This is a genomic window from Mycobacteriales bacterium (assembly GCA_035533475.1).
Lineage (GTDB): Bacteria > Actinomycetota > Actinomycetes > DATLTS01 > DATLTS01 > DATLTS01.
On sequence record DATLTS010000048.1, the window covers coordinates 167,991 to 190,678 of the forward strand.

General features: G+C 69.3%; 20 protein-coding genes and 1 pseudogene. 17 read left to right on the forward strand and 4 right to left on the reverse strand.

The window, feature by feature from the left end; all coding sequences use genetic code 11:
* Positions 1 to 63: 63 nt before the first annotated feature.
* From mtnA to VNG13_12475, 9 genes and pseudogenes are all read left to right on the forward strand, one after another.
* Positions 64 to 1,089 carry an S-methyl-5-thioribose-1-phosphate isomerase gene (gene mtnA / locus VNG13_12435; GenBank protein ID HVA61324.1) on the forward strand — a complete coding sequence of 342 codons (1,026 nt, stop codon included), beginning with the start codon at positions 64 to 66 and terminating at the stop codon, positions 1,087 to 1,089.
* 49 nt (positions 1,090 to 1,138) lie between these two features.
* Positions 1,139 to 1,816: an MtrAB system response regulator MtrA gene (gene mtrA / locus VNG13_12440; GenBank protein ID HVA61325.1), complete on the forward strand. Its 678-nt coding sequence runs from the start codon at positions 1,139 to 1,141 to the stop codon at positions 1,814 to 1,816.
* The gene (mtrB, locus tag VNG13_12445) at positions 1,813 to 3,516 is read left to right on the forward strand and encodes an MtrAB system histidine kinase MtrB (GenBank protein HVA61326.1); all 1,704 of its coding nucleotides are present in this window, start codon (positions 1,813 to 1,815) and stop codon (positions 3,514 to 3,516) included. Before mtrA ends, mtrB begins: the two co-directional genes overlap by 4 nt.
* Entirely contained in the window at positions 3,509 to 5,200 is a 1,692-nt protein-coding gene (locus VNG13_12450; GenBank protein HVA61327.1) for an LpqB family beta-propeller domain-containing protein, read from the forward strand. The genes mtrB and VNG13_12450 overlap by 8 nt, the downstream gene beginning before the upstream one ends.
* A 347-nt stretch (positions 5,201 to 5,547) precedes the next feature.
* Positions 5,548 to 6,132, forward strand: coding sequence for a ribosome-associated translation inhibitor RaiA (raiA, locus tag VNG13_12455; protein HVA61328.1), 585 nt, complete (start codon positions 5,548 to 5,550; stop codon positions 6,130 to 6,132).
* 97 nt (positions 6,133 to 6,229) lie between these two features.
* The gene (locus tag VNG13_12460; protein HVA61329.1) at positions 6,230 to 6,943 is read left to right on the forward strand and encodes a response regulator transcription factor; all 714 of its coding nucleotides are present in this window, start codon (positions 6,230 to 6,232) and stop codon (positions 6,941 to 6,943) included.
* Positions 6,944 to 7,037: 94 nt separating this feature from the next.
* A complete protein-coding gene (locus VNG13_12465) occupies positions 7,038 to 8,072 on the forward strand; it encodes a sodium:proton exchanger (GenBank protein ID HVA61330.1) in 1,035 nt (344 codons plus the stop codon).
* A gap of 337 nt (positions 8,073 to 8,409) precedes the next feature.
* A pseudogene (gene secA, locus VNG13_12470) lies at positions 8,410 to 10,890 on the forward strand (preprotein translocase subunit SecA).
* Between the two features lie 117 nt (positions 10,891 to 11,007).
* On the forward strand, positions 11,008 to 11,490 hold the full coding sequence (locus VNG13_12475; GenBank protein ID HVA61331.1) for an SEC-C metal-binding domain-containing protein: 483 nt from the start codon (positions 11,008 to 11,010) through the stop codon (positions 11,488 to 11,490).
* A gap of 3 nt (positions 11,491 to 11,493) precedes the next feature.
* Here the strand turns inward: VNG13_12475 and VNG13_12480 are convergent, their stop codons facing one another.
* The gene (locus tag VNG13_12480; GenBank protein HVA61332.1) at positions 11,494 to 12,039 is read right to left on the reverse strand and encodes an Rv3235 family protein; all 546 of its coding nucleotides are present in this window, start codon (positions 12,037 to 12,039) and stop codon (positions 11,494 to 11,496) included.
* 18 nt (positions 12,040 to 12,057) lie between these two features.
* Positions 12,058 to 12,939 carry a LysM peptidoglycan-binding domain-containing protein gene (locus VNG13_12485; protein HVA61333.1) on the reverse strand — a complete coding sequence of 294 codons (882 nt, stop codon included), beginning with the start codon at positions 12,937 to 12,939 and terminating at the stop codon, positions 12,058 to 12,060.
* Positions 12,940 to 13,039: 100 nt separating this feature from the next.
* On the opposite strand from VNG13_12485, the gene VNG13_12490 reads away from it, so the two are divergent.
* The 3 genes from VNG13_12490 (at position 13,040) to VNG13_12500 (ending at position 15,677) form a co-directional block, all read left to right on the forward strand.
* Positions 13,040 to 13,594, forward strand: a complete 555-nt coding sequence (locus tag VNG13_12490; GenBank protein HVA61334.1) for a hypothetical protein — start codon at positions 13,040 to 13,042, stop codon at positions 13,592 to 13,594.
* 89 nt (positions 13,595 to 13,683) lie between these two features.
* Positions 13,684 to 14,361 (forward strand): SAF domain-containing protein, encoded by a 678-nt coding sequence (locus VNG13_12495; protein ID HVA61335.1) that lies wholly within the window; start codon positions 13,684 to 13,686, stop codon positions 14,359 to 14,361.
* Positions 14,358 to 15,677, forward strand: a complete 1,320-nt coding sequence (locus tag VNG13_12500) for a hypothetical protein (GenBank protein ID HVA61336.1) — start codon at positions 14,358 to 14,360, stop codon at positions 15,675 to 15,677. The genes VNG13_12495 and VNG13_12500 overlap by 4 nt, the downstream gene beginning before the upstream one ends.
* On the opposite strand, the gene VNG13_12505 is transcribed toward VNG13_12500, so the two are convergent.
* Positions 15,662 to 16,867, reverse strand: coding sequence for an acyl-CoA dehydrogenase family protein (locus tag VNG13_12505; GenBank protein ID HVA61337.1), 1,206 nt, complete (start codon positions 16,865 to 16,867; stop codon positions 15,662 to 15,664). The two genes, VNG13_12500 and VNG13_12505, sit on opposite strands and share 16 nt — an antisense overlap.
* Before the next feature lie 71 nt (positions 16,868 to 16,938).
* On the opposite strand from VNG13_12505, the gene VNG13_12510 reads away from it, so the two are divergent.
* The 5 genes from VNG13_12510 to pruA are packed head-to-tail and all read left to right on the forward strand — an operon-like array spanning position 16,939 to position 22,177.
* Positions 16,939 to 17,658, forward strand: a complete 720-nt coding sequence (locus VNG13_12510) for an HAD family phosphatase (protein ID HVA61338.1) — start codon at positions 16,939 to 16,941, stop codon at positions 17,656 to 17,658.
* A gap of 10 nt (positions 17,659 to 17,668) precedes the next feature.
* Positions 17,669 to 19,060 (forward strand): wax ester/triacylglycerol synthase family O-acyltransferase, encoded by a 1,392-nt coding sequence (locus tag VNG13_12515; GenBank protein HVA61339.1) that lies wholly within the window; start codon positions 17,669 to 17,671, stop codon positions 19,058 to 19,060.
* On the forward strand, positions 19,057 to 20,043 hold the full coding sequence (locus VNG13_12520; GenBank protein HVA61340.1) for a patatin-like phospholipase family protein: 987 nt from the start codon (positions 19,057 to 19,059) through the stop codon (positions 20,041 to 20,043). Before VNG13_12515 ends, VNG13_12520 begins: the two co-directional genes overlap by 4 nt.
* 17 nt (positions 20,044 to 20,060) lie before the next feature.
* Positions 20,061 to 20,564 (forward strand): hypothetical protein, encoded by a 504-nt coding sequence (locus VNG13_12525; protein ID HVA61341.1) that lies wholly within the window; start codon positions 20,061 to 20,063, stop codon positions 20,562 to 20,564.
* The gene (gene pruA / locus VNG13_12530) at positions 20,552 to 22,177 is read left to right on the forward strand and encodes an L-glutamate gamma-semialdehyde dehydrogenase (GenBank protein ID HVA61342.1); all 1,626 of its coding nucleotides are present in this window, start codon (positions 20,552 to 20,554) and stop codon (positions 22,175 to 22,177) included. Before VNG13_12525 ends, pruA begins: the two co-directional genes overlap by 13 nt.
* A 12-nt stretch (positions 22,178 to 22,189) precedes the next feature.
* Here pruA and VNG13_12535 read toward each other — a convergent pair whose 3' ends face one another.
* Positions 22,190 to 22,543, reverse strand: a complete 354-nt coding sequence (locus tag VNG13_12535) for a hypothetical protein (protein ID HVA61343.1) — start codon at positions 22,541 to 22,543, stop codon at positions 22,190 to 22,192.
* Between the last annotated feature and the right edge of the window lie 145 nt (positions 22,544 to 22,688).

A 22,688-nucleotide genomic window follows, 5' to 3' on the forward strand; every position in this document is an offset into this window, starting at 1 on the left:
CGCGTCACCCCCATCGCGCCCCATGCTGGCGGCCTGGCGGGCACCCCGGAGCAGACTGTCCACATGTCCCTGCCGCGACGACCCGTTCGGTGGCAGGCCGATCCGCCGGCGGTCGTGCTCCTCGACCAGAGCCGGCTCCCGGGGGAGGAGGTCGAGGTCGTTTGCACCGACGTCGACCAGCTCGTCGAGGCGATCCGGCGACTTGCGGTACGCGGGGCGCCGCTGCTCGGTGTCGTCGGCGCCTACGGCGTCGCGCTGGCGGCGCTCACCGGCGGCGACGTGACGGCCGCGGCCGGCTGCCTCGCGGGCGCTCGTCCCACAGCGATAAACCTGCCTCGAGCAGTGGCGGTCGTCGCCGAGGCGCACCGACGATCCGATCGCGACCCAGGGGCAGCACTACTCGCGGCCGTCGAGGTCGAGGCGGCCGAGGTCGCCGACGCGGAGCGGCTCGTGGCGGCCGGCGTTCCGCTCGTGCCCGCCGGCGCGCGGATCCTCACCCATTGCAACACCGGCGAACTGGTTAGCGCTGGACCGGGCACGGCATTTGGAATTGTCGCGGCGGCGCACCGCCGCGACGGGGTGGAAATGTTGTGGATCGACGAGACCCGCCCGTTGCTGCAGGGATCGCGGCTCACGGCGTACGAGGCCGGCCGAGCCGGGATTCCCCACTCCGTCCTTCCAGATGCGGCGGCCGGCAGCCTGTTCAGCCGTGGCCTGGTCGACCTTGTCCTGGTCGGTGCGGACCGGATCGCCGCCGATGGCAGCATCGCGAACAAGATCGGTACCTATCCGTTGGCCGTCCTTGCCCACCGGCACGGCGTGCCATTTCTCGTCGCGGCGCCGACCAGCACGGTCGATCTCCAGACCGCCTGCGGCGCGGACATCCCGGTCGAGGAGCGCCCGGGCAGCGAAGTTCTTACGCTCGGTGGCTGTCGGATCGCCCCGCTCGATTGCCCGGCCTACAACCCCGCTTTCGACGTGACGCCTCCGGAGCTTGTCACCGCGTTGGTGACCGAACGCGGCGTCCTCGCCCCGCTGGACGCGGCTGGGCTCGCTGAACACTGCCGGCCGGCCGAGGCTCGGCCCTGACTTCCTGTTGTGCGCGCCCGCGTCCGCGTCCGGATGCGACGATGAGCCCGTGAAGATCCGGACGCTCGTTGTCGATGACGACCACGCGCTCGCCGAAATGCTCGGCATCGTTCTGCGTGGCGAGGGCTACGAGACGGCGTTCGTCGCGCACGGTGACCATGCCCTGCAGGCGTTCCGCGATTTCAAGCCGGACCTCGTCCTGCTCGACGTCATGCTGCCGGGCACCGACGGGGTCGAGGTCTGCCGGCAGATCCGCGCCGAAGCATCCACGCCGATCATCATGCTGACCGCCCGTGGCGACACGGTCGACGTTGTGCTCGGCCTGGAGTCGGGCGCCGACGACTACATCGTAAAGCCGTTCAAGCCGAAGGAACTGGTCGCGCGGGTCCGAACCCGGCTGCGCCCTCGGGCCGATCCGGCGCCGGAATTTCTCACCATCGGGGACGTCACGATCGACGTGGCTGGGCATGTGGTTAGCCGGGACGGGCAACCACTTCCGCTAACCCCGCTCGAGTTCGATCTGGTGACCGCGCTGGCCCGCAAGCCGCGGCAGGTCTTCACCCGTGAGGCTTTGCTCGAGCAGGTCTGGGGATATCGGCACGTCGCGGACACCCGGCTGGTCAACGTCCACGTCCAGCGGTTGCGCTCGAAGATCGAGCGTGATCCCGAGCATCCGGAAACCGTTGTCACCGTACGGGGAGTCGGCTACAAGGCCGGGCCCCCGTGACCGAGGCGACGGGCCTTCCGGTGGCGCTACCCGCGCCGGGGCCCGGCAGGCTACCGGCCGCCCTGCTGCTCTGGGCCCGGTCCGTGGCCGGGCTGGTGGCGCGGGTGCTGGCGCCGGCGCTGCTGCGCTGGCGACGTTCGTTGCAGATGCGAGTCGCCGTCACGACGCTGATCTTGTCCACCGTCGTGGTTGCGCTACTCGGGGTCACGCTGCTCAACGTCGTTACCCACGGCCTGCTCACCGATAAGACCCGATCGGCTCTCAGCGAACTTCGGACCGGGACCCAGACCGTGCAGTCCCAACTGCTCGCCGCGGAGTCCGCCAACTCGGCGACGGTCACTGCCGCTGCGCAGCAGGCCGCCCAGGACCTCGGCCAGATCGGTCAGTCCGCGGCGGACAGTTTCGCCGTGCAGCTGTCCTCGTCGGAGAGCAACGGGTTCCGCTTCGGCGGTATCGATTCGGGCATCCCGAACCGGTTGCGCCGGGTGGTCGCCGGTGGCTCAGGGCAGGAGGCGTACACCTACACCGAGTTGCAGTACGCGGACGGGACGGCGGTCCCGGGCCTGGTAGTCGGGGCGCAGATTGCGATCCCGGCGGCCGGCGGCTACCAGCTGTACTACTCCTTTCCGCTCGGCCAGGAAGCACAGACCGTGCAGCTGGTCCGGAGCACCTTGCTCTTCGTCGGGCTCGCCCTGGTCTTGCTCCTAGTCGCGATCGCCGCGATCGTCACCCGTCAGGTTGTCACTCCGGTCCGGTTGGCGGCGCGCACCGCCGAGCGGCTCGCGGCTGGCCGGCTCGAGGAGCGGATGGCGGTCCGCGGTCAGGACGACCTGGCCCGCCTGGCCACATCCTTCAATCGGATGGCGGCAAACCTGCAGAGCCAGATTCGCCGGTTGGAGAACCTGTCCCGACTTCAGCGCCGTTTCGTCGCGGACGTGTCGCACGAGTTGCGCACCCCGTTGACGACTGTTCGGATGGCGGCCGACGTCCTGCACGCCGAGCGGAGCGGTTTCCCTGGCGAAGCCGGCCGCGCCGCCGAACTGCTGCAGACGCAGCTCGACCGGTTCGAGACCCTGCTTGCGGATCTACTCGAGATCAGCCGGCACGACGCTGGGGCGGCCATCCTCGACTCCGAGCCCGTCGACCTGCGTGGGCTGCTCGAGCGGTTGGCGGAGAACGCCGATCCGCTGGCTCAGCGGCGCGGGTGCAAGCTGCGGCTGCGCCTGCCCGACTCACCGGTGATCGCCGAGATCGACACGCGCCGGATCGAGCGGGTTCTGCGCAATCTGGTGACGAACGCTATCGAGCACGGCGACGGCGGTGATGTCGAGATCGAATTGGCCGGCAGCGCCACGGCCGCGGCAATCCTCGTCGCTGACCATGGTGCCGGGCTCAACCCCGGGGAATCCTCACTGGTCTTCAACCGATTCTGGCGGGGCGATCCCTCCCGGGCCCGGACCACCGGCGGGAGTGGACTCGGCTTGGCGATCGCGTTGGAGGATGCTCGATTGCACGGCGGCTGGCTGCAGGCCTGGGGCGAACCCGGTCGTGGCTCTCGGTTCCGCCTCAGCCTCCCGCGCCGGGCCGGTGACGTTCTGCGGGTTTCGCCGCTGCCGCTCATTGCCGACGACGTCGAAGGTGCCGCGCCCGCGGACCCGAGGGCCACGGCTCCACCGGTGGCCGGGTGGCCCGGTGCCTAGCCACGCGGCGGCCCGGGCGGCCTGTTCCGTACTCGCTGTTGCCGCTCTGGGCGGCTGCGCGAGCATCCCGAACGATGGGCCGGTCACCATTGTCTCGGCTGCTGCCGACTCGAGGGTGACCGAGACGGTCTTCGCGGCCCCGCCGAGTCCCGGTGAGAATCCGCACGACATCGTGCAGGGCTTCCTCAACGCCTCGGCCGTGTCGGGAGGGGGCCACCCGGTGGCCCGCGACTATCTCACCAGTTTCGGCAGCGCCGCGTGGCAGGACAGCGGATCGGTTCGGATCTACGACCAGGCGTCCTTGACCATCTCCCCTCTCATAGCTGGCATTGTGACGGTCACCGCGTCCTTGGTGGCGACCATCGACGACCGTGGGGACTACACGCCGGCCGGCGGCTCGATGGTCCTGCACCTGCCCCTGGTCCAGGAGAAGCGGCAGTGGCGAATCGCGGCGGTGCCGGCCGGGCTCGTGGTGTCGTCCGACTTCTTCCAGACCTTCAACCCGGTCGACGTCTACTTCCTCGATCCGACGGGGCGGGTGCTCGTGCCAGTCCCGATCCGGCTCCAGGTGAGCGACCCGGATCTCGTCACGGCCACCGTCCGCGCCCTGTTGGCGGGCCCTACCCCGAGATACGCCGGCGCGGTGACTACGGAAGTGCCGGCCGGGACCGCCCTGGCCGGGCCGGTCAGCGTCGGAGGTAACGTCGCCCGCGTTGATCTCGCCGGCGCGCACCTGGGCGACTTGCCTCGCTTGCGGGTCTTCGTCGCGGAGCTCGTGTGGACGTTGGGCCAGTTCGGCATAACCGAAGTCCGGGTGACCGCGAATGGCACCCCCGTGGACGTTCCGGGGACGCTCGCGGCCAATGCGAGCTTCGACCCCGACGTGGTGAGCGCTCCGGCCGGCTTCGCCGTCATCGGAGGAGCCCTCCGCCGGCTGGCCGGCCACAGTCCGGCCGCCGTGCCAGGAACAGCCGGTTTGCGCGATCCCGCGGTGAGCCCGGACGGCCGTTTCGTCGCCGGCCTGCGTCCCGGTCCGGCCGGCGCGACTCTTGTCGCGGGTCCGATCGGCACCAGGCTCTCCGCCGTCTTCGCTGACCCTCAACTGCTGCCGCCAAGTTTCGACGTCGGTGACGCCCTGTGGACGGTGGCCACCACGCCGGCCGGTGATCAGCGGATCGTGCGGGTCGCCGTCGGTCAGCAGTCCGGGACGGTGGTGAGTTCCGGGCCTGCTCCGCTGGGGGACGTCTCCGCATTTGCCATCTCTCGCGACGGCGCCCGGGTTGCTCTGGTGGCCGGCGGCCGGGTACTTGTCGGGCCGGTTAGCATCACGGTCGCCGGGCCGGTCGTGGCGCCGGCGAACCTGGTGGCCCTTTCGCCACCGCAGGACACCGCCCTCGGCGCGCTCGGCTGGCAGGACGCCGACTCCGTCGCCACGCTGGCGTTGGTGCCGGTAGCCCGTGACCGCCAGGAGCCGGCCGCGCAGATCGAACCACTGCTGGTGCCGGTCTCGGGGGAGCCGCCGACGGCGGTTGCGACCCCGGGATTGCCTGCGGATCTGACCCAGATCGCGGCCGCCCCCGGGCAGCCGATGCTCGTCACGGCCGGCGGCGGGGTCTGGGCGGAGCAGCCGTCGGGGTGGCTTCGGGTCGCGAGCGGGTCGGATCCCGCCTACCCGGGTGGTTGACCGAGTCTGCACAAATGCGGTGGTGGGACTAGCGTGAGGTGCATGGCGCCCGCCCGGGTCCGTGGTTGCGCTGGTGGGATGTCGACTCGCTCGCCGTCCGGCCGGCTAGCCGATGCCAGCCGCAGGCAAAACGGCCCACGTAAGGCGACTTGTCGTCGCTCGATCACGGTGCGGCTTAGGAGTAAGCCCTGCCCCGCCGGTGGGTCCGACACCCATCGGGCCGGGAGAAGGGGAGTAGTGGCGCAAGCGCTGCGAGACCCTCGGCAGGCGGATGTGGGGACGAAGACCAGGTCGGACGGGCGGGCGTCAACCATCCCGACGGAAAGGGGTTCTGTGTGGAGATCAACGTGAGGGGACGCCATACCGAGGTCCCCGAACGCTTCCGCAAGCATGTGGCGGAGAAGCTGGCCAAGGTTCCCAAGCTCGACCCGAAGATCATCAGGATCGACGTCGAGGTATGCCACGAGGCCAACCCACGGCTCGCCGACGTGTGCGATCGAATCGAACTGACCTGTGCCACCCGCGGGCCGGTTATTCGGGCCGAGGCCGCGGCCGGCGATCCGCAAACCGCGCTCGATCGCGCCTACGCGAAACTCGAGAATCGGCTCCGTCGAGTGGCCGACCGCCGCCGGGTCCATCACGGCAGCCGGACCCCCGTTTCGGTGGCCGCGGCGACCGCCGACCTGTCCGCCTCGGTCACGGGGAACGGGACCGCCGATGCGCCGGACAATCCGGAGGGTGGCGATCCGATCGTCCGCGAGAAGGTCCACGCCTCGACCCCGATGACGCTCGAGCAGGCGCTGTTCGAGATGGAACTGGTCGGGCACGACTTCTACCTGTTCCTCGACGAGCCGACCAGAGCGCCGAGCGTCGTCTACCGGCGCCGCGGCTATGCCTACGGCGTGATCCGGCTACAAGCAGCGCCGGGCTAACCGGTCCGGCACTTCGCAATTGTCCCGATCTCCCCGATCTGCCCGTGCCGCGTGCGATCATGTGCCGAATCGTGCCGAGCGGGGCCGGGGAGGTGCAATGAACGAGCAGCCCGGGTTCACCCCGGCCGCGGAGCCGGGCGACCTCACCGGTGAGCCCATCCGGGTCCTCGTCGTGGACGACCACGCGCTGTTCCGGCGCGGCCTGGAGATGGTGCTCGAGCAGGAGCCCGACATCGACGTCGTCGGTGAGGCGAGCGACGGTGCCGAGGCGGTAGCCAAGGCGATGGACACCACCCCCGACATCGTGCTGATGGACGTCCGGATGCCCAGGCGCGGCGGGATCGACGCCTGCATGTCGATCAAGGATGCGGTTCCTTCCGCCAAGATCATTATGCTGACGATCAGCGACGAGGAGGCCGATCTCTACGACGCGATCAAAGCTGGCGCTATGGGCTATCTGCTCAAGGAGATCTCCATCGAGGAGGTTGCGACCGCGATCCGTGCCGTGCATGGTGGCCAGTCACTGATCTCGCCGTCGATGGCTTCGAAGCTGCTCAGCGAGTTCGCCTCGATGATCAAGCGCAGCGACGAGCGACCGCAGCTTCCGGCCCCACGGCTCACCGAGCGGGAGATGGAGGTGCTCCGGCTGGTTGCCAAGGGCCTGAACAACCGCGACATCGCGAAACAGTTGTTCATCTCCGAGAACACCGTCAAGAACCACATTCGCAATATCTTGGAGAAGCTGCAGCTGCACTCTCGGATGGAAGCGGTGGTCTACGCGGTCCGCGAGAAGCTCCTCGAGATCACCTAAGCTCCTGCCTTCCCAACAACGCCCCCCGCGTTCCCCAGCTGCCCGGCGCACCAGCGGCCGGGTCCCTGTCGTCCTGTCCCGCTCGGATCGGGTCATGTTCGGGGCTGGGGTCGGCCTCAGCGGGCTGGCCGCGATCACCCGTTACGTCCGGATCGATGATGTCCTGGCCTTCGTGGTTGCTGGGTTGGCGATCGCGGTGCTGGCCACGCTCGTCGCCCGCGCGGTCGACCAGCTCGGCGACCGGTTCGGGGCGGGGGCCACGGGAGTCCTTCAGAGCGCGCTGGGAAACCTGCCCGAGTTGTTCATCGGGATCTTCGCCTTGCGTGCAGGGCTGCATACGGTCGTCGAGACCGCGATCATCGGGTCGATCCTCGGCAACGTGCTGCTGGTCTTCGGCTTGTCGGTGCTTGTCGGCGGCCTGCGTAACGGGGTGCAGCATTTCCATCCGCGGCGGGCCCGCACGATCACGGTACTCATGCTGCTGGCCGTGGCCGGCATGTTGGTGCCGAGCCTCGCGTCGTTCGTGCACTCGCCGGCGAGCCGGCACGAGGGCGCCCTGTCGATCATTACCGCGGTGGTCTTGCTCACGGTGTTTGCGGCTTCCGTCCCCGCCTCCCTGCGCCGGGGGGACCCGGCACAGGAGATCCGCAAGGCCGGTGCGGCCCCGCGCTGGTCGCCGGCGCTGGCGGTGGTCGTCCTCGCGCTGACCGCCATCTTGGCGGCACTCGTGTCCGACTGGTTCGTTCACGCGCTGACTCCGGCGATCCGGACCCTGCATATAAGCCAGGCCTTCGCCGGGTTGGTCATCGTGGCGATCGCGAGCAATGCGGTGGAAAACGCGGTCGGCGTTCGGCTCGCCGCGCGAAACGAGTCGGACTACGCGCTGTCGGTAATCCTCAACAGCCCGGCGCAGATCGCCCTTGTGCTGGCCCCCGCGCTCGTGCTGCTGAGCCACGTCATCGGTGGGATCCCGTTCACCCTGGTCTTCTCGCCCCTGCTCGTGACGACGGTGGCGACGAGCGTCGTGGTCCTGACCTTCATCACCCTCGACGGTGAGACGGTGTGGCTCGAGGGGGCGGCCCTCGTCGGACTCTACGTGCTCATCGCCGCCGGCTTCTGGTGGGGCTGAGCGCGGACAGCCCCGGGACGGGCTGCGGCCCGATCGATCCGGGGCTCGCCGTGACCTGGGGAACCCAGGATCGCTGAGGAGTTCGGACGATGGTTCGAGTGGGCGGTTTGGTCGGTGATTCGGCACGAGCCGAGCGTGGAAGATCAACCCAACCGCCCACTCGCCGTGGACGGCATACGGAAGCAGCTCGCCGCCGCCGGCCCGGGAGCGCTCGGCCCCTGAGGAGGCGGTGCGGCCGAACGCGCGGAGTCGGTGATTCGGTCGGGTCGGCAGCTCCGCGACATCCTTCCCGGCGATCGACTGCCGTTCGCCGGAGCTCAGCACCTACGATGTGCGGGTGGTACTCGACAAGATCCTTAGGGCCGGCGAGGGCCGGCTGGTTCGCCGCCTGCGCGGCCTCGCCGACCAGGTCAATCTCATCGAGGAGGACTTCCTCGAGCTCAGCGACGCTGAACTGCGGGCGCTGACCGACGAGTACAAGAGCCGTCTCGCCGACGGAGAGACGCTGGACGACCTGTTGCCGGAGGCGTTCGCGACCGTCCGCGAGGCCGCCCGGCGCACCCTTGGCCAGCGCCACTTCGACGTCCAACTCATGGGCGGCGCGGCGCTTCACCTGGGCAATATCGCGGAAATGCGCACCGGCGAGGGCAAAACCCTCGTGTCGACGTTACCGGCCTACCTCAACGCGCTGGTTGGCCACGGCGTGCACGTTGTCACGGTCAACGACTATCTGGCCCGACGGGACTCGGAGTGGATGGGGCGGGTGCATCGCTTCCTGGGCCTCTCGGTCGGGGTGATCCTGGGTCAGATGCCGCCGGCCGAGCGTCGCGAGGCCTACGCCTGCGACATCACCTACGGCACGAACAACGAATTCGGCTTCGACTACCTGCGCGACAACATGGCCTGGTCGTTGGAGGAGCTCGTCCAGCGCGGCCACCCGTTCGCCGTCGTCGACGAGGTGGACTCGATCCTCATCGACGAGGCCCGTACTCCGCTGATCATCAGCGGTCCGGCTGAGCAGTCGGCCAAGTGGTACGGGGAGTTCGCTCGGATCGCCAGCCGGCTAACCGCCGAGGTCGACTACGAGGTCGATGAGAGCAAACGGACGATCGCGGTCACCGAGTCGGGGGTGGAGCGGGTCGAGGATCAGCTCGGCATCGACAACCTTTACGAGGCGGTGAACACGCCGCTGGTCGGTTACCTGAACAATTCGCTCAAGGCGAAGGAGCTCTACCGGCTAGACCGCGACTACATCGTGACCAACGGTGAGGTGCTCATCGTCGATGAGTTCACTGGACGTGTGCTCCACGGCCGTCGTTACAACGAGGGAATGCATCAGGCGATCGAAGCCAAGGAAGGCGTCCAGATCAAGGACGAGAACCAGACCCTGGCCACGATCACGCTTCAGAACTATTTCCGGCTCTACGAAAAGTTGTCCGGAATGACCGGAACGGCGATGACCGAGGCGGCCGAGTTCGACCAGATCTACAAGCTCGGCGTCGTCACGATCCCGACCAACCGGGACATGGTCCGGATCGATCAGGCCGACGTGGTCTATAAGACCGAGGACGCGAAGTTCGACGCGGTGGTCGAGGACATCGTCGAGCGGCATGAGAAGGGCCAGCCGGTTCTCGTGGGCACGACGTCGGTGGAGAAGAGTGAGCGCCTGTCCGGGATGTTGCTGCGTCGCGGCGTTCCGCACGAGGTCCTGAACGCAAAGTTCCATGAGAAGGAGGCCATGATCGTCGCCCAGGCCGGGCGCCGAGGCGCGGTCACCGTCGCGACGAACATGGCGGGGCGAGGCACGGACATCATGCTCGGGGGGAACCCGGAATTCATGGCGGCCGCGGAACTGCGGGCCCGCGGACTGTCGCCCGTCGAGACTCCCGAGGATTACGAAGCGGCCTGGCCGGCGGCGCTGGACAAGGCCAAGGAGGCGGTCGCCGCTGAGCACGATGCCGTCGTCGGGCTCGGCGGGTTGTATGTGCTCGGTACGGAGCGGCACGAGTCCAGGCGGATCGACAACCAGTTGCGTGGGCGCTCCGGTAGGCAGGGCGACCCCGGCGAGTCGCGGTTCTACCTGTCCCTGGGCGACGACCTCATGCGCCTGTTCAATTCGAGCGCAGTCGAGACGATCATGGATCGGTTCAACCTCCCGGAGGACGTGCCGATCGAGTCCAAGATGGTGAGCCGGGCGATCCGCTCCGCGCAGACCCAGATCGAGTCGCAGAACTTCGAGATCCGCAAGAACGTCCTGAAATACGACGAGGTCTTGAACAAGCAGCGGCACGTCATCTACGACGAGCGCCGCCAGGTTTTGCTCGGCGCCGACCTGCATGAACAGATCCAGAACATGGTCGATGACGTGATCGCCGACTACGTCCGGGCGGCAACCAGCGAGGGCTACGCCGAGGATTGGGATCTCGACCGGCTCTGGACCGCCCTGAAGACCCTCTACCCGGTCGGAGTCAGCGCCGAGGATCTCGAGGAGCGTTCCGGTGGTGGACTGTCCGCCGCGTACCTCGAGGCGGAACTGCTCGAGGACGTCCGGGCGTCTTACGCGCGACGCGAGGAGAACCTTGGCAGCGAGGTCATGCGTGAGCTCGAACGCCGGGTCGTAATTTCGGTCCTCGACCGTCGCTGGCGCGAGCATCTCTACGAGATGGATTACCTCCAGGAGGGGATCGGACTGCGGGCCATGGGCCAGCGCGACCCGCTCGTTGAGTACCAGCGCGAGGCGTTCGACATGTTCGCCGCGATGATGGAGGGGATCAAAGAGGAGTCCGTGGGCTTCCTGTTCAACGTCGAAGTCCAGGCCCAGGAGCCGGCCGGCGGCCCGGAACCCACGTCCCCGGACGAGACCGCAGTCGTGCCGCTCGCCGAAATCGGGATGGCGGAGGTGGGCGAGACGGACCCCGAGGAGCCGTCGGCTGCGATGGAGCCTGCACCCGCGACTACGGCCGAGTCCACGCCCGGGGCCGAGTCCACGCCCGGGGCCGAGTTCCCGCCCGGGGCCGAGTCAGATTCAGCGCCCGAGTCAGAGTCAGCGCCCGCGGCGGAGTCAGCGCCCGCGGCTGAGCCGGCCCCGTCTCCATTCCCGGTTTCAGCGGCTGCCGGGCCCGTTGTCGCCCCCCCGGTAGCGCCGAATGGCGCCGGGGCGTCTCACGACGCCGCCGATGTTGTGAGCTCGGTGATCGGGGCGCCGCAGCGCCCGACCCAGTTGCAGTACAGCTCGCCGACCGTGGACGGCGAGGCTGGCGTCGCCCGGTCCTCCGGTCCTGCGTCGCGGACGGCTGTCGGTGAGGGCCCTGCGCAGGGGCAGGCCGTCGGCTCGTCTCCGGCGCGCAACGCCCCGTGCCCCTGTGGGTCCGGCAAGAAGTACAAGCGCTGCCACGGGGACCCGCGCAACCGGGGCTGACCGTCAGCAGATCTGGAGGGCAGTGCACCTCCATCGTCCGTCGAGCCCCTCGAAACGCAAGGCCAGCGCGCGGGACCGTCGACCGAGTTCGACAAGGGCGCAGGCTTCCGCGACGCCGTCGGCCGGCTCGCTGACATGTACCGATCGGACCACGGGCCGCCGTTCCCTGCTCAGCCCTCCGATGGTCGCCTCGATGTCGTCATAGACCGCGGTCGAGGTCCAGCGCAGCAACTGGGGCGCCGCACGGGTTCCGGCGAAAACCTCTATTACGGCCTGGGCGAAACGGCTGGCCCATGGACGCGGGTCAGGCAGATCAGCCCGTGCGGTGGCTGCCGGGAGGTCCGCGTCGTCGTCGAGACCTGCGGCCGGAACCGTCCGGAGGAGAATCGCGCTGCCCGAGCGGGCAGCGAAAGGCAGGCACTGCTGCCCGGGGGCCGCCGGCCGCAGCGGCTCCGGGCGCTCGTCATCGAACGGCGGTTCGGTGGCCGGGAGCGGCAGCCGATGGATCCGAGCCGGCGGCAGTTCGGCCAGTTCGAGCAGTGCGGTCATGGTCGTCCTCCTCGAAGGTCATTGCGGCGCACGGAGCCGCTGTCCGGGAAAGATCAGAGCCGGGTCGTCACCGACGGTGACCCGGTTCTCCGCGTACCAGCGGGGCCAGGTGCTCGCGATCGAATCAGCGTTCGCTCCGGGGCCGAGCCAACGAGCCGCAATTGACCAGAGGCTGTCGCCCGGCCGGACCAAGACCCAATCGGTGGGGGCCGTCGGCGTGGGCCCGCGCCCGTGCTCGGGCCGGGCGGGTTCCGCCTTTCCCAGCCCCTCTGCGACCCGATGGCTCGGCGCGGTGGGTGCCCGACTCGAGTCGCGGTTCGGTGCGGGGGACATCGAGACTTGGGATCGGTTCCGGACCGGCCTCTGGATCACCGGTGCAGCCGCGTGAGTCGTCACCACGGGCGGGCCGGTAACCGCCGCTACCGGGGTCCGATGGCTGATTCGGACCGGCGGAACGGACGGTGCCGAGGGGGACTCAGGAACCCAGCCCCCGGCATCCACCGTTGGCCAGTCCAGGCTGGGCAGGCTCGCCACCGCAGGCGCCGGAGGCGGAACATCGGCCCACGCGATCCCTCCCAGACCCGTGGCCGCGCCAGTGGTCAGCGTGGCACCCAGGGCAAGGTCGACCGCCCGACGCAAAATCGCCGGGGTGATCCGGTCAGCCACCGCCCCGGCGAGACATCCAGCCGCGCCGGGCAGCCTCGAGGCCACCGCTGTCGCGGTGCCGAGCACCAGCCAGGCGAGCCCGAGCCAACCAGCCGCGAGCGTCGCCCCGAGGACCAACGCGTCCGGCTGCCCGCTATGCAGAGCGGCGGCCGGAGATCCGGCCCAGGCAAGTGCACCGACGACACCGGCGCCGGCGAGGGCGAGGGTCACGAACTCCCGGCGGTCTGACCTCATAGTTATCCTCCGTTTAACCTCGTTTACCTTCGTACTCCTTCGGCAGACTCCGGTCAAGAAGGTGGCACGATGCCTGTGCATGACGTGGGGAGGAGTTCGGGTGCGCTGGGTGCGATTGTTCGATGACCTCGAGGGGCAGCTCGAGGCGGCGGAAGTGGCGGAGCTGCAGGCCGAGGTTGCCGATCGGAGCCGCCGAGAGGCCGCCAGGTTGCGTTTGGTGGACCGTCTGCGGGCGCACGCCGGAGCAGAGTTGAGTGTCGACTTGCCAGGGGCGGGCACGTTGCACGGTCGATTGGCGCGGGTCGGCCCAGACTGGCTGCTGCTGGCCGTCCCGACCGGTGCCGAAGTTCTGGTTCCCCTCGGCGCGCTGCTCGGGGCACGCGGCCTGACCGGTCGGGCTGCGTTCCCGGAATCCGAGGGAGTGGTCGCCAGCCGCCTCGATCTGCGGTACGCATTGCGGCTGTTGGCACGAGACCGGGTCGCCGTTACCATCGCGCTCAGCGACGGCAGCAGCGTGGCCGGCACGATCGATCGGGTCGGCATGGATTTCCTCGACTTGGCGGAGCATCCGGTCGCCGAGCCACGGCGGCAAGGTGCGGTCTGGGCCATCCGAGCCATCCCGCTGGGCGCCCTTGTCGCCGTCCGGGGAGGTTGATGGCGCCCCCCCGGTCCATTTCGTCCACAACGTCCCTGCCGGAACTCGACGAAGTGCGGCACGATGTCCGCTGCGAGTGAGGGGGGCCTGTGACCGACCTGCCGACTACACCAGCTCACCGGCTGTCGCGGCCGGCCTGGTTCGATCCGCGGCTGGTTCTGGGGGTCTGCCTGGTTCTCGTCGCCGTTGTGGTGGGGGCGCGGACCGTCGGCGCGGCCGACAACTCGACCCTGGTTTGGGCTGCTGCTCACGATCTCTCCCCGGGAGAACTGCTGGGGGCCACGGATCTCACGCCGGTGCGCGTCCGGCTCTTTGGCGCCGCCGGTTCCTACGTCAGCGCCGACCATGCCTTCCCCGGTGGGTACGTGGTGCTCCGGCCGGTGGGCGCGCACGAACTGGTGCCGGTCGGTGCCGTGGCTCCCGACGGAACTGTTCCGGACACCCGGGTGGTGGCCGTGCCGGTCACCAGCGGCCACTATGACGAAGGGCTAGCGCCCGGGGCCGTCGTGGACGTCTACGTCACCCCGCGGGATAACGGGGCCGTCAGTGCCGCCGGCCCGACCCGGCTGGTGCTGCCGGGGGTGACGGTCACCGGTCGCGAAGGGGGCGCTCGCGGGTTCAATACGGTCACGAGCACGGTCACAATCCTGCTCGCGGTTCCGACGGCAGCGGTGCCGCAACTCATCCGCGCGCTCGAGATCGGTGACATCGATCTCGTGGATGTTCCGGCGACCCTCATCGGTCGGCTACCTGGCGCAAGCTCGTGACCGCACCGATCAACGTGCTCACGGCTGTGACGGACACCGGTTGGGAGACCGAACTGGTCGCGACCCTCGATGCAACCCAGTCAGGGTTCCGGGTGATTCGACGTTGCGTGGACCTCGCAGACCTGCTGGCCACGGCCGCGGCCGGGGTGGCCCAGGTAGCGCTGATATCCGGTGATCTTCGCCGGCTAGACGCCGATGTTGTGAGCCGCCTGGCCCGCTCCGGTGTGGCCGCCGTGGGCGTCGTGCGCTCCGGAGACCTTGCCGGCGAGCGTCGGCTGCTTGATCTGGGTGTGGTCGCGGTGGTTCCCGCGGCCGGCCCCAAATCGGAGTTGGCGGCGACGATTCGCCGGGCGGTAGCCGCGCCGCCGGCTTTGTCCAGCAGCCACGGCTGGAGCGATCCGCGGGCGATGACGGCCGATCCGCGGCCGGCCGAGCCCGGAATGCCCGAGCCCGCGCTCGGTCGGCTGGTCGCGGTCTGGGGACCTACTGGCGCGCCGGGCCGGACCACCGTGGCGGTGAACCTGGCCGCGGAAGCCGCCGGGCTCGGCGTCTCCACGGTGCTCGTCGACGCCGACTGCTACGGGGGCACCGTGGCGCCGGTGCTCGGCCTTCTCGACGAGGCGCCCGGACTTGCGGCGGCGATCCGGCAGGCGAACAGCGCCGGCCTCGACCTGCCGGGGTTGTCTGGACTCGCCGTGACCGTTGGTTCACGGTTGTGTGTGCTTACCGGCATCGCCAGGGCGCAGCGTTGGCCGGAGCTGCGGCCAACCGGTCTCGAACGCGTACTTGAGCTATGTCGCCGCCTGGCCGCACTGACGGTGGTCGACTGCGGTTTCTGCCTGGAAGACGACGAGGAGCTTGCCTTCGACACCGCCGCGCCGCGTCGCAACGGGGCCACCCTCACCGTGCTCAGCCGGGCGGACACCGTCGTCGCGGTCGGCGCGGCTGATCCGATCGGCTTGCAGCGTCTCGTGCGCGGCCTCGCCGATCTTCGGGACCTCGAGCTGGCTCGGCCGGTACTCACGGTCGTAAACCAGGTCCGGGCCGCCGCGGTTGGCGGCGGCGATCCGCGCGGGCAGATCAGGTCGGCACTGACCCGGTACGCGAAGGTTGGCGAACCCCGTTTCGTTCCGGCGGACCGGGCCGCTTGCGATCGGGCGCTTGCGGAGGGCCGGTTGCTCGCGGAGTGCGCATCCGCATCCCCAGCTCGGCTCGCGCTGCGTGAGCTTGCCGGCGAGTTGACCGGGCGTCAGGTGAGCAGCCGGCGGCCCCGGCTGCCCCGCTGGCCGCGGGCGCTTGCTCAGCGTTCGACGTAGCGGCCGATCTCGCGGCGGGCAACGGTGCGCACGTGCACTTCGTCGGGACCGTCGGCGATCCGCAGCGTCCGGGCATGAGCCCACATCGAGGCCAGGGGAAAGTCGTCGCTCACCCCACCGCCGCCGTGAATCTGGATGGCTCGGTCGAGCACGGCAAGGGTAACCCGCGGCGCGATGACCTTGATCGCGGCGATCTCGGTGCGCGCGCCCCGTGAGCCCTCGCGGTCGATGAGCCACGCGGTCTTGAGGACCAGCAGCCGGGCCTGCTCGATCTCCATCCGCGACTCGGCGATCTGGGCCTGGACCACACCCTGCTCGGCGATCGGTCGGCCGAAGGCAACCCGGTCGATCGCCCGCCGGCAGGCCAGTTCGAGGCCCCGCTCGGCCATCCCGAGCGCGCGCATGCAGTGGTGGATCCGCCCGGGGCCCAGCCGGGCCTGAGCGATGCCGAAACCGCCGCCCTCTTCGCCGACCAGGTTGGACGCTGGGACCCGCACGTCTCGGAAGACCACTTCGCAATGGCCGGCCTGGTCCTGGTAGCCGTAGACGGGGAGCGCCCGGACCACCTCCACGCCGGGCGTATCGGTCGGAACCAGGACCATGGACTGTTGGCGGTGCGGTGACGCCCCCGGGTCCGTCTTCCCCATTACGATCATGATTCGGCAGCGCGGGTCGGCTACACCGGAGATCCACCACTTCCGCCCGTTGATCACGTAATCGTCGCCGTCGCGCACGATGGATGTGGCGATGTTCGTCGCGTCGCTCGAGGCGACGTCCGGCTCGGTCATGGCGAAGGCGGAACGGATCTCGCCGTCGAGCAGCGGACGCAGCCACCGCTCCTTCTGCTCGGCTGTGCCGAACATATGGAGCACTTCCATGTTGCCGGTGTCCGGTGCGGCGCAGTTCAGTGCTTCGGGCGCGATGTGCGGGGAACGGCCGGTGAGCTCCGCGAGGATGGCGTAGTCGAGGTTGGACAATCCCGACAGATCGGGCAGGAAAAGGTTCCAGAGCCCACGTGAGCGAGCCTCGAGTTTGAGCTCCTCGACGATCGGCGGCAACTCGTGGTCGCCGTGGGCGCGGGTGCCCCGCCACGCCGCGTAGACCGGCTCTGCCGGATAGACGTGGGATTCCATGAAGTCCTGTAGCCGTTTGAGGTGGTCCTCCGCTACGGCGGACAGCGCGAAATCCATGGTGGTCTCCTTGGGTCGCCGAAGTCCGCAGTCTTGCATCCCGCCGACCAGCCCGCCGCTAGCATCCCGGGGTGACCGCCGAGCCCGACCTCGTTGCCCTGATCGTCGACTACGGCGGAGTCCTCACCAACGGCCTGGCCGAGACGATGGCGGCATGGTGTACCAGCGACGGGATAGACGCGGGGGAGTTCGAGCGGGCCATGCGGGAGTGGCTCGGTCCTGGCTACGGCGCAGATGCTGAGCTCAACCCGGTGCATGCCCTCGAGCGCGGCGAGCTCGCCATCCCAGACTTCGAGCGCCAGCTTGCGACCCGGCTGACGGCTCGAGGGGGCAGACCGGTGCGGGCCGATGGTCTGCTCACGCGCATGTTCGCGGCGTTCCAGCTCGATCCACGGATGCTCGACGTGGTCCGCCGCTGCCACCGGGCCGGGATCCGCACAGCGTTGCTGTCCAACTCCTGGGGCTTGGACTACCCCAGGGATGGTTGGCCCGAACTTTTCGATGTCACGGTGATCTCCGGTGAGGTCGGCATGCGCAAGCCGGAACCGGACATCTACCGACTTACCGCCGACCGGCTCGGGGTCCAGACGACGCAGTGTGTCTTCGTCGACGACCTCGCACCCAACGTGCGGGGTGCGGTGACTGTCGGAATGGTGGGTATTCAGCATCACGATGCGGCCGAGACCTCGGCGGAACTCGAAGAACTATTCGGCATCCGCTTCGGCCCCGCGCCGGACGCTGCGGCGGACGCGGAGCGTGACACGATGGGCCCTATAGGCGACGGAGGCTGAAAGGTGGGCCATGGTTGATCGACTGAGCCCCCTTGACATGTCGTTCCTATACCTCGAAACGCCGACTACCGCGATGCACGTCGGGAGTGTGGCGATCTTCGCGATGCCGGGCGCAGGCTTCGACTACGACCGGTTGGTCGATCTGATCAGCGCGCGGATCAGGCTGGTCCCACGTTTCCGTCAGAAGCTGCGCGGCATCCCGGGACACTTGGCCAACCCGGTGTGGGTCGACGACCCCGAATTCGACATCAGCCATCACGTCCGTCGCAGCGCGCTGCCCCGACCGGGCAGCCTCGACCAGCTCCGCGAGCTGATCGGTCGCGTGCAGTCCCGCCAACTCGATCGCACCCGGCCGCTGTGGGAGATGTACCTCGTCGAGGGCCTTGCCGATGGGCGGTTCGCCATCATCACCAAGACGCACCACGCAATGGTCGACGGGGTGAGCGCGCTCGATATCGGCACCGTGATCCTCGACACCGAGCCGGAGCCGCGTGCGGTTTCGCCGGACACCTGGGCGCCGGCGCCGGAGCCGACGTCGCTAGACCTGGTCGCCGATGCGATTCTCGACCTGGTCCGGCGCCCGACCGCGGTGCTGGACACCGTGCGCGCTGAGGTCACCGACGTGCGGGCCATCGCCGCAAAGGTGCTGAATACGGCGGGCGGACTGATTGCGGCGGCTCGGACGGCAGCCCGGGTCGCCCCCGACTCTCCGCTCAACGCTGACATCGGCGAGCAGCGCCGATTCGGGATGGCCGTCACCGAGCTGGACGACTACAAACGCGTCCGTAAATCCCACGGCGGAACAGTGAACGACGTTGTACTCGCCACCGTGGCCGGGGCGCTCAGGACCTGGCTGCTCACCCGTGGCGAGCCGGTGACGCCGAAGACGTCGGTCCGGGCCATGGTTCCGGTGAGCGTTCGGCCGCAGGGGGCCGATGGCTCCCTCGGCAACCAGGTGTCCGCCTATTTCGTCGACCTGCCGGTCGGTGAACCGAATCCGGTGGTCCGGTTGCACCAGGTGAGCCACGCGATGAAGGGTCACAGGGAGACCGGCCGGTCGGTGGGCGCGGACGCGATCGTCGCGCTATCCGGTTTCGCGCCGCCGACGATCCACTCGGCCGCGGCCCGGCTGGCCGCCGGCTTCACCCGTCGGCTGTTCGACGTCGTCGTCACCAACGTGCCGGGCCCGCAGTTCCCGCTCTACGCGGGGGGTGCGCGGATGCTCGAGTGCTATCCGGTGGTTCCGCTCGCTCGAGGGCAGGCCGTCAGCATTGGGCTGACCTCATACAACGGCGGGGTGTACTACGGGATGAACTGTGACCGCGATGCCATGCCGGACGTCGACGTCCTGGCCAGTTGCACCGGGGAGTCCCTCGCCGAGCTCGTCGAGACGGTTCGATGAGTCCCCGCCGCGGGCGGACATCCACGCCACGCCGGGGCTTGGTCCTCGGCGGCGGCGGCGTGCTCGGCGCGGCCTGGATGACTGGCGCCCTGTCAGTCGTCGAGGACCGACTGGGGTGGGACGTCCGTCAGGCCGAGGTCATCATCGGAACGTCGGCCGGCTCGGTGCTCGCAGCTCTGATCGGCTGCGGTATCGGCGTGCCCACCCTGGTCAACCACCAACGTGGTCAGCTCGGCCCGGACGACCCGACCATTTCCTTCGACTCGGACCGGGCCAGCGGTGGCGCGCTCCCCCCGCGGCCGCGATTCGGCATCGGCTCGACCGCCCTCCTCGCCCGGGCCGCCGTCCGGCCGCTCCGCTATCCGCCGCTGGCTGCCTTCTCCGCGGTCCTCCCGCACGGTCGGGGCACTCTCGAACCGGTGGGTGCCCTCATCGACGCGGTCGCCCCGCCCGGGGAATGGGCGCCGCACCCGGCTGTCTGGATCGTCACGATGGACTACGACCGGGGGCGCCGAGTCGCCTTCGGCCGACCCGGAGCCGCACCGGCGGCACTCGACCTCGCGGTGATGGCCTCCTGCGCGATCCCGGGCTGGTATGCCCCCGTCATGATCGGTGGGCGCCGCTACGTCGACGGTGGCACCTGCTCGCCTACGTCGCTCGACCTGCTGGCTGGCTGGGGGCTCGATGAGGCCGTGGTCCTTGCGCCGATGGCTGCGTTCGAGCTCGACGATCCCCCGTCTCTGGTCGGGCGGCTCGAGCGGCGTTTCCGGCGCGCGGTGACCAAGCGGATGCTCCGGGAGGCACACAAGGTCCGCCGCGGGGGCACCTCGGTCACCGTGCTCGCCCCGGGCCGCGAGGACCTCGAGACCATCGGCGTCAATCTCATGGACCCGTCCCGGCGCCTTTCGGTCCTGGAGACCTCGCTGCGGACCTCTGCCGTCGCCCTGGACAGCCGCGCGCACGAACTGCCGGCCGCCGGCTGAGCGAGGCCCAGACCCCGGTGCGCGTCTACCTGCCCGCGACGCTCCCGGCACTCGCCGCATGGCTGGCTGCCGGACAGGTGCCGCAGGGACACGGGGCTGCGGTTACCCCCGCATTGCGGGAGTGGTATCGGAGCGGGGACCTCGAGGAGCTGGAGTACGCCGCCATGATCGAGGCTGCCCGGGCTTCGCTGCGCCTCCTCGCCGTGGATGCGCAAGCGCCGAGGAGGAGGGTTGTCGTTGTAGCCGATGTTGAGGCCGACACCGCGGTTACGCCGGACGTCGCAGCTGGGCGCGCCGCAGTGCACGTAGGCGGCCCGATCAGGTGGAACCGGGTCGCAGCCGTCCACGTCGATGACCCGGCCGCCGAGCCAGTCATCGCGCGGGCGCTGCTCGACCCAACCGCAGCCGACGCGGCCCGATGCCTCGACGACGTCGACGCCTGTGAGCTGGCCTGGTACGCCACCCAGGAGATCCCCGATCTGCTGGCCGCTGGCGCGAAGGAGGACCGGTGGACGCAGTAACCCTGGTGCCGCCGCCGATCAACGAGCCGGTGCGCGGGTACGCGGCCGGATCGGCGGAGCGTGCGGGGCTGGAGTCCCGGCTCAAGGAGCTCGCGGCCGCCCCCGTCGAGCTACCCATGACGGTCGACGGCGCAACGAGGGTCGGAACCGGGGAACCGATCGCCGTGGTGCAGCCGCACCGGTATCGGGCGGTTCTCGGCTGGCTGCGCGACGCCGGCCCCGGCGACGTCACCGCAGCGATCGACGCGGCACTCACCGCCGCGCCGGCCTGGCGGGATCTCGACTTCGCGGACCGGGCGGCGATCTTCCTCAAGGCCGCCGACCTGCTGACCGGCCCGTGGCGGGACACCTTGAACGCCGCGACCATGCTCGGTCAGTCGAAGACCGTCCATCAGGCGGAGATCGACGCGGTCTGCGAACTGGCCGACTTCTGGCGGTTCAACGTCGCCTTTGCCCGGCAGGTGCTTGCCGAGCAGCCGGGTTCAGCGACCGGGACCTGGAATCGCACCGACCACCGGCCACTCGAGGGCTTCGTGCTCGCCATCACACCGTTCAACTTCACCGCGATCGCGGGAAATCTGCCGACCGCGCCGGTATTGATGGGAAATGTCGTCGTTTGGAAGCCGGCGCCGACCCAGCAACTCGCGGCGCACTTCACCTTGCGCCTGCTCGAGGCGGCGGGGCTGCCGCCTGGGGTGATCAACCTGGTCACCGGGGGCGGGGCCGCAGTGAGCGAGGTCGCGCTGCCGCACCGGTACCTAGCGGGGATCCACTTCACCGGTTCCACGGCGACCTTCCAGCAGCTGTGGCGCACGGTCGGCGAGCACATCGCCGGCTACGCCGGCTACCCCCGGCTCGTTGGCGAGACTGGCGGCAAGGATTTCGTCATCGCGCACCCCTCCGCCGACCGGGCGGCGCTTCGGACCGCGCTGGTACGTGGGGCGTTCGAATACCAGGGGCAGAAGTGCTCGGCCGCCTCCCGGGCGTATCTACCGGCGTCGATTTGGGCGCGACTTCGGGACGACCTGATCGAGGAAGTCCGGTCACTGCGGATGGGGGATGTGACCGATTTCTCCAACTTCATGGGTGCGGTGATCGACGAGCGGGCGTTCCGGCGACTCTCGGGTGTGCTTCAGCGGGTCAATGCCGATCCGTCGCTCAGCGTTCTCGCCGGCGGTGGGACCGATGAGTCGGAGGGGTGGTTTGTCCAGCCGACCGTTGTACTCGGCACCGACCCGACGAACGAGGTTTTCACGACCGAATACTTCGGGCCGCTGCTCGCCATTCACGTGTATGAGGATGCGCAGTTCGTGTCGACCGTCGAGCACGCTGCCACGGTCGGCCCCTACGCCCTTACCGGATCGATCTTTGCCACCGACCGGACAGCGATCGCCTCGGCCGGCCAGATCCTGCGGTTCGCAGCCGGGAACTTCTACATCAACGACAAGCCGACCGGTGCCGTGGTCGGCCAGCAGCCGTTCGGTGGTGCCCGCGCAAGCGGGACGAATGACAAGGCTGGGTCGGCGGTCAACCTGTTGCGCTGGGTGTCCCCGCGGGTGATCAAAGAGACGTTCGTGCCGGCCACGGACTACCGATACCCGCACATGCGCTGACCTGCCGTCTGCTCAGCTCCGGAGGCGGGCCCGGTCCAGGGCCTCCGCTACGTACCGGCTGAAGCGATGTTGCACCGCCTGTTTTGTAACCCCCATGGCCCCGCCGATTCTCGACCAGGATTGCCCGTGTGCCCGGGCCTCACCGACCAGGGAGAGCATGGCCCAGTCGATCCGCTCCGAGATCTCGGCGCACCGGCCGAGCGCGGCGAGCAGGGTCTCCGGCCGGTCGTCGACCGGGTTGCCGGTCTCGGCCAGGAGCGAGCGCAGTGATCTGATCACGGTAATCAACGCCGGGTCTCCGGAACGCGCGCCGCCGAGCCACTCCGGATCCGGGAAGGCCGGATAGGGCCAGGACGAGGTGACCACGGATCCAGGCTAATCGATCTTCGTTCGCCTGTCAATCTTTCTTGACGCTCGTCAACGTACCTTGTCGTGCCCGGGTTTCGCCCGATCTGTCGGCCATCTGGTCCATTTATCGAGCGGCCATCGGACCTCAACCCACGGCCGATAC

Coding starts and splice junctions, on each gene's coding strand:
- mtnA (HVA61324.1), top strand. CDS start 64: ATGTCCCTGCCGCGACGACCCGTTCGGTGGCAGGCCGATCCGCCGGCG.
- VNG13_12460 (HVA61329.1), top strand. CDS start 6,230: ATGAACGAGCAGCCCGGGTTCACCCCGGCCGCGGAGCCGGGCGACCTC.
- VNG13_12515 (HVA61339.1), top strand. CDS start 17,669: ATGGTTGATCGACTGAGCCCCCTTGACATGTCGTTCCTATACCTCGAA.
- VNG13_12485 (HVA61333.1), bottom strand. CDS start 12,939: ATGAGGTCAGACCGCCGGGAGTTCGTGACCCTCGCCCTCGCCGGCGCC.
- VNG13_12465 (HVA61330.1), top strand. CDS start 7,038: ATGTTCGGGGCTGGGGTCGGCCTCAGCGGGCTGGCCGCGATCACCCGT.
- VNG13_12505 (HVA61337.1), bottom strand. CDS start 16,867: ATGGATTTCGCGCTGTCCGCCGTAGCGGAGGACCACCTCAAACGGCTA.
- VNG13_12475 (HVA61331.1), top strand. CDS start 11,008: ATGGAGCCTGCACCCGCGACTACGGCCGAGTCCACGCCCGGGGCCGAG.
- VNG13_12480 (HVA61332.1), bottom strand. CDS start 12,039: ATGACCGCACTGCTCGAACTGGCCGAACTGCCGCCGGCTCGGATCCAT.
- VNG13_12520 (HVA61340.1), top strand. CDS start 19,057: ATGAGTCCCCGCCGCGGGCGGACATCCACGCCACGCCGGGGCTTGGTC.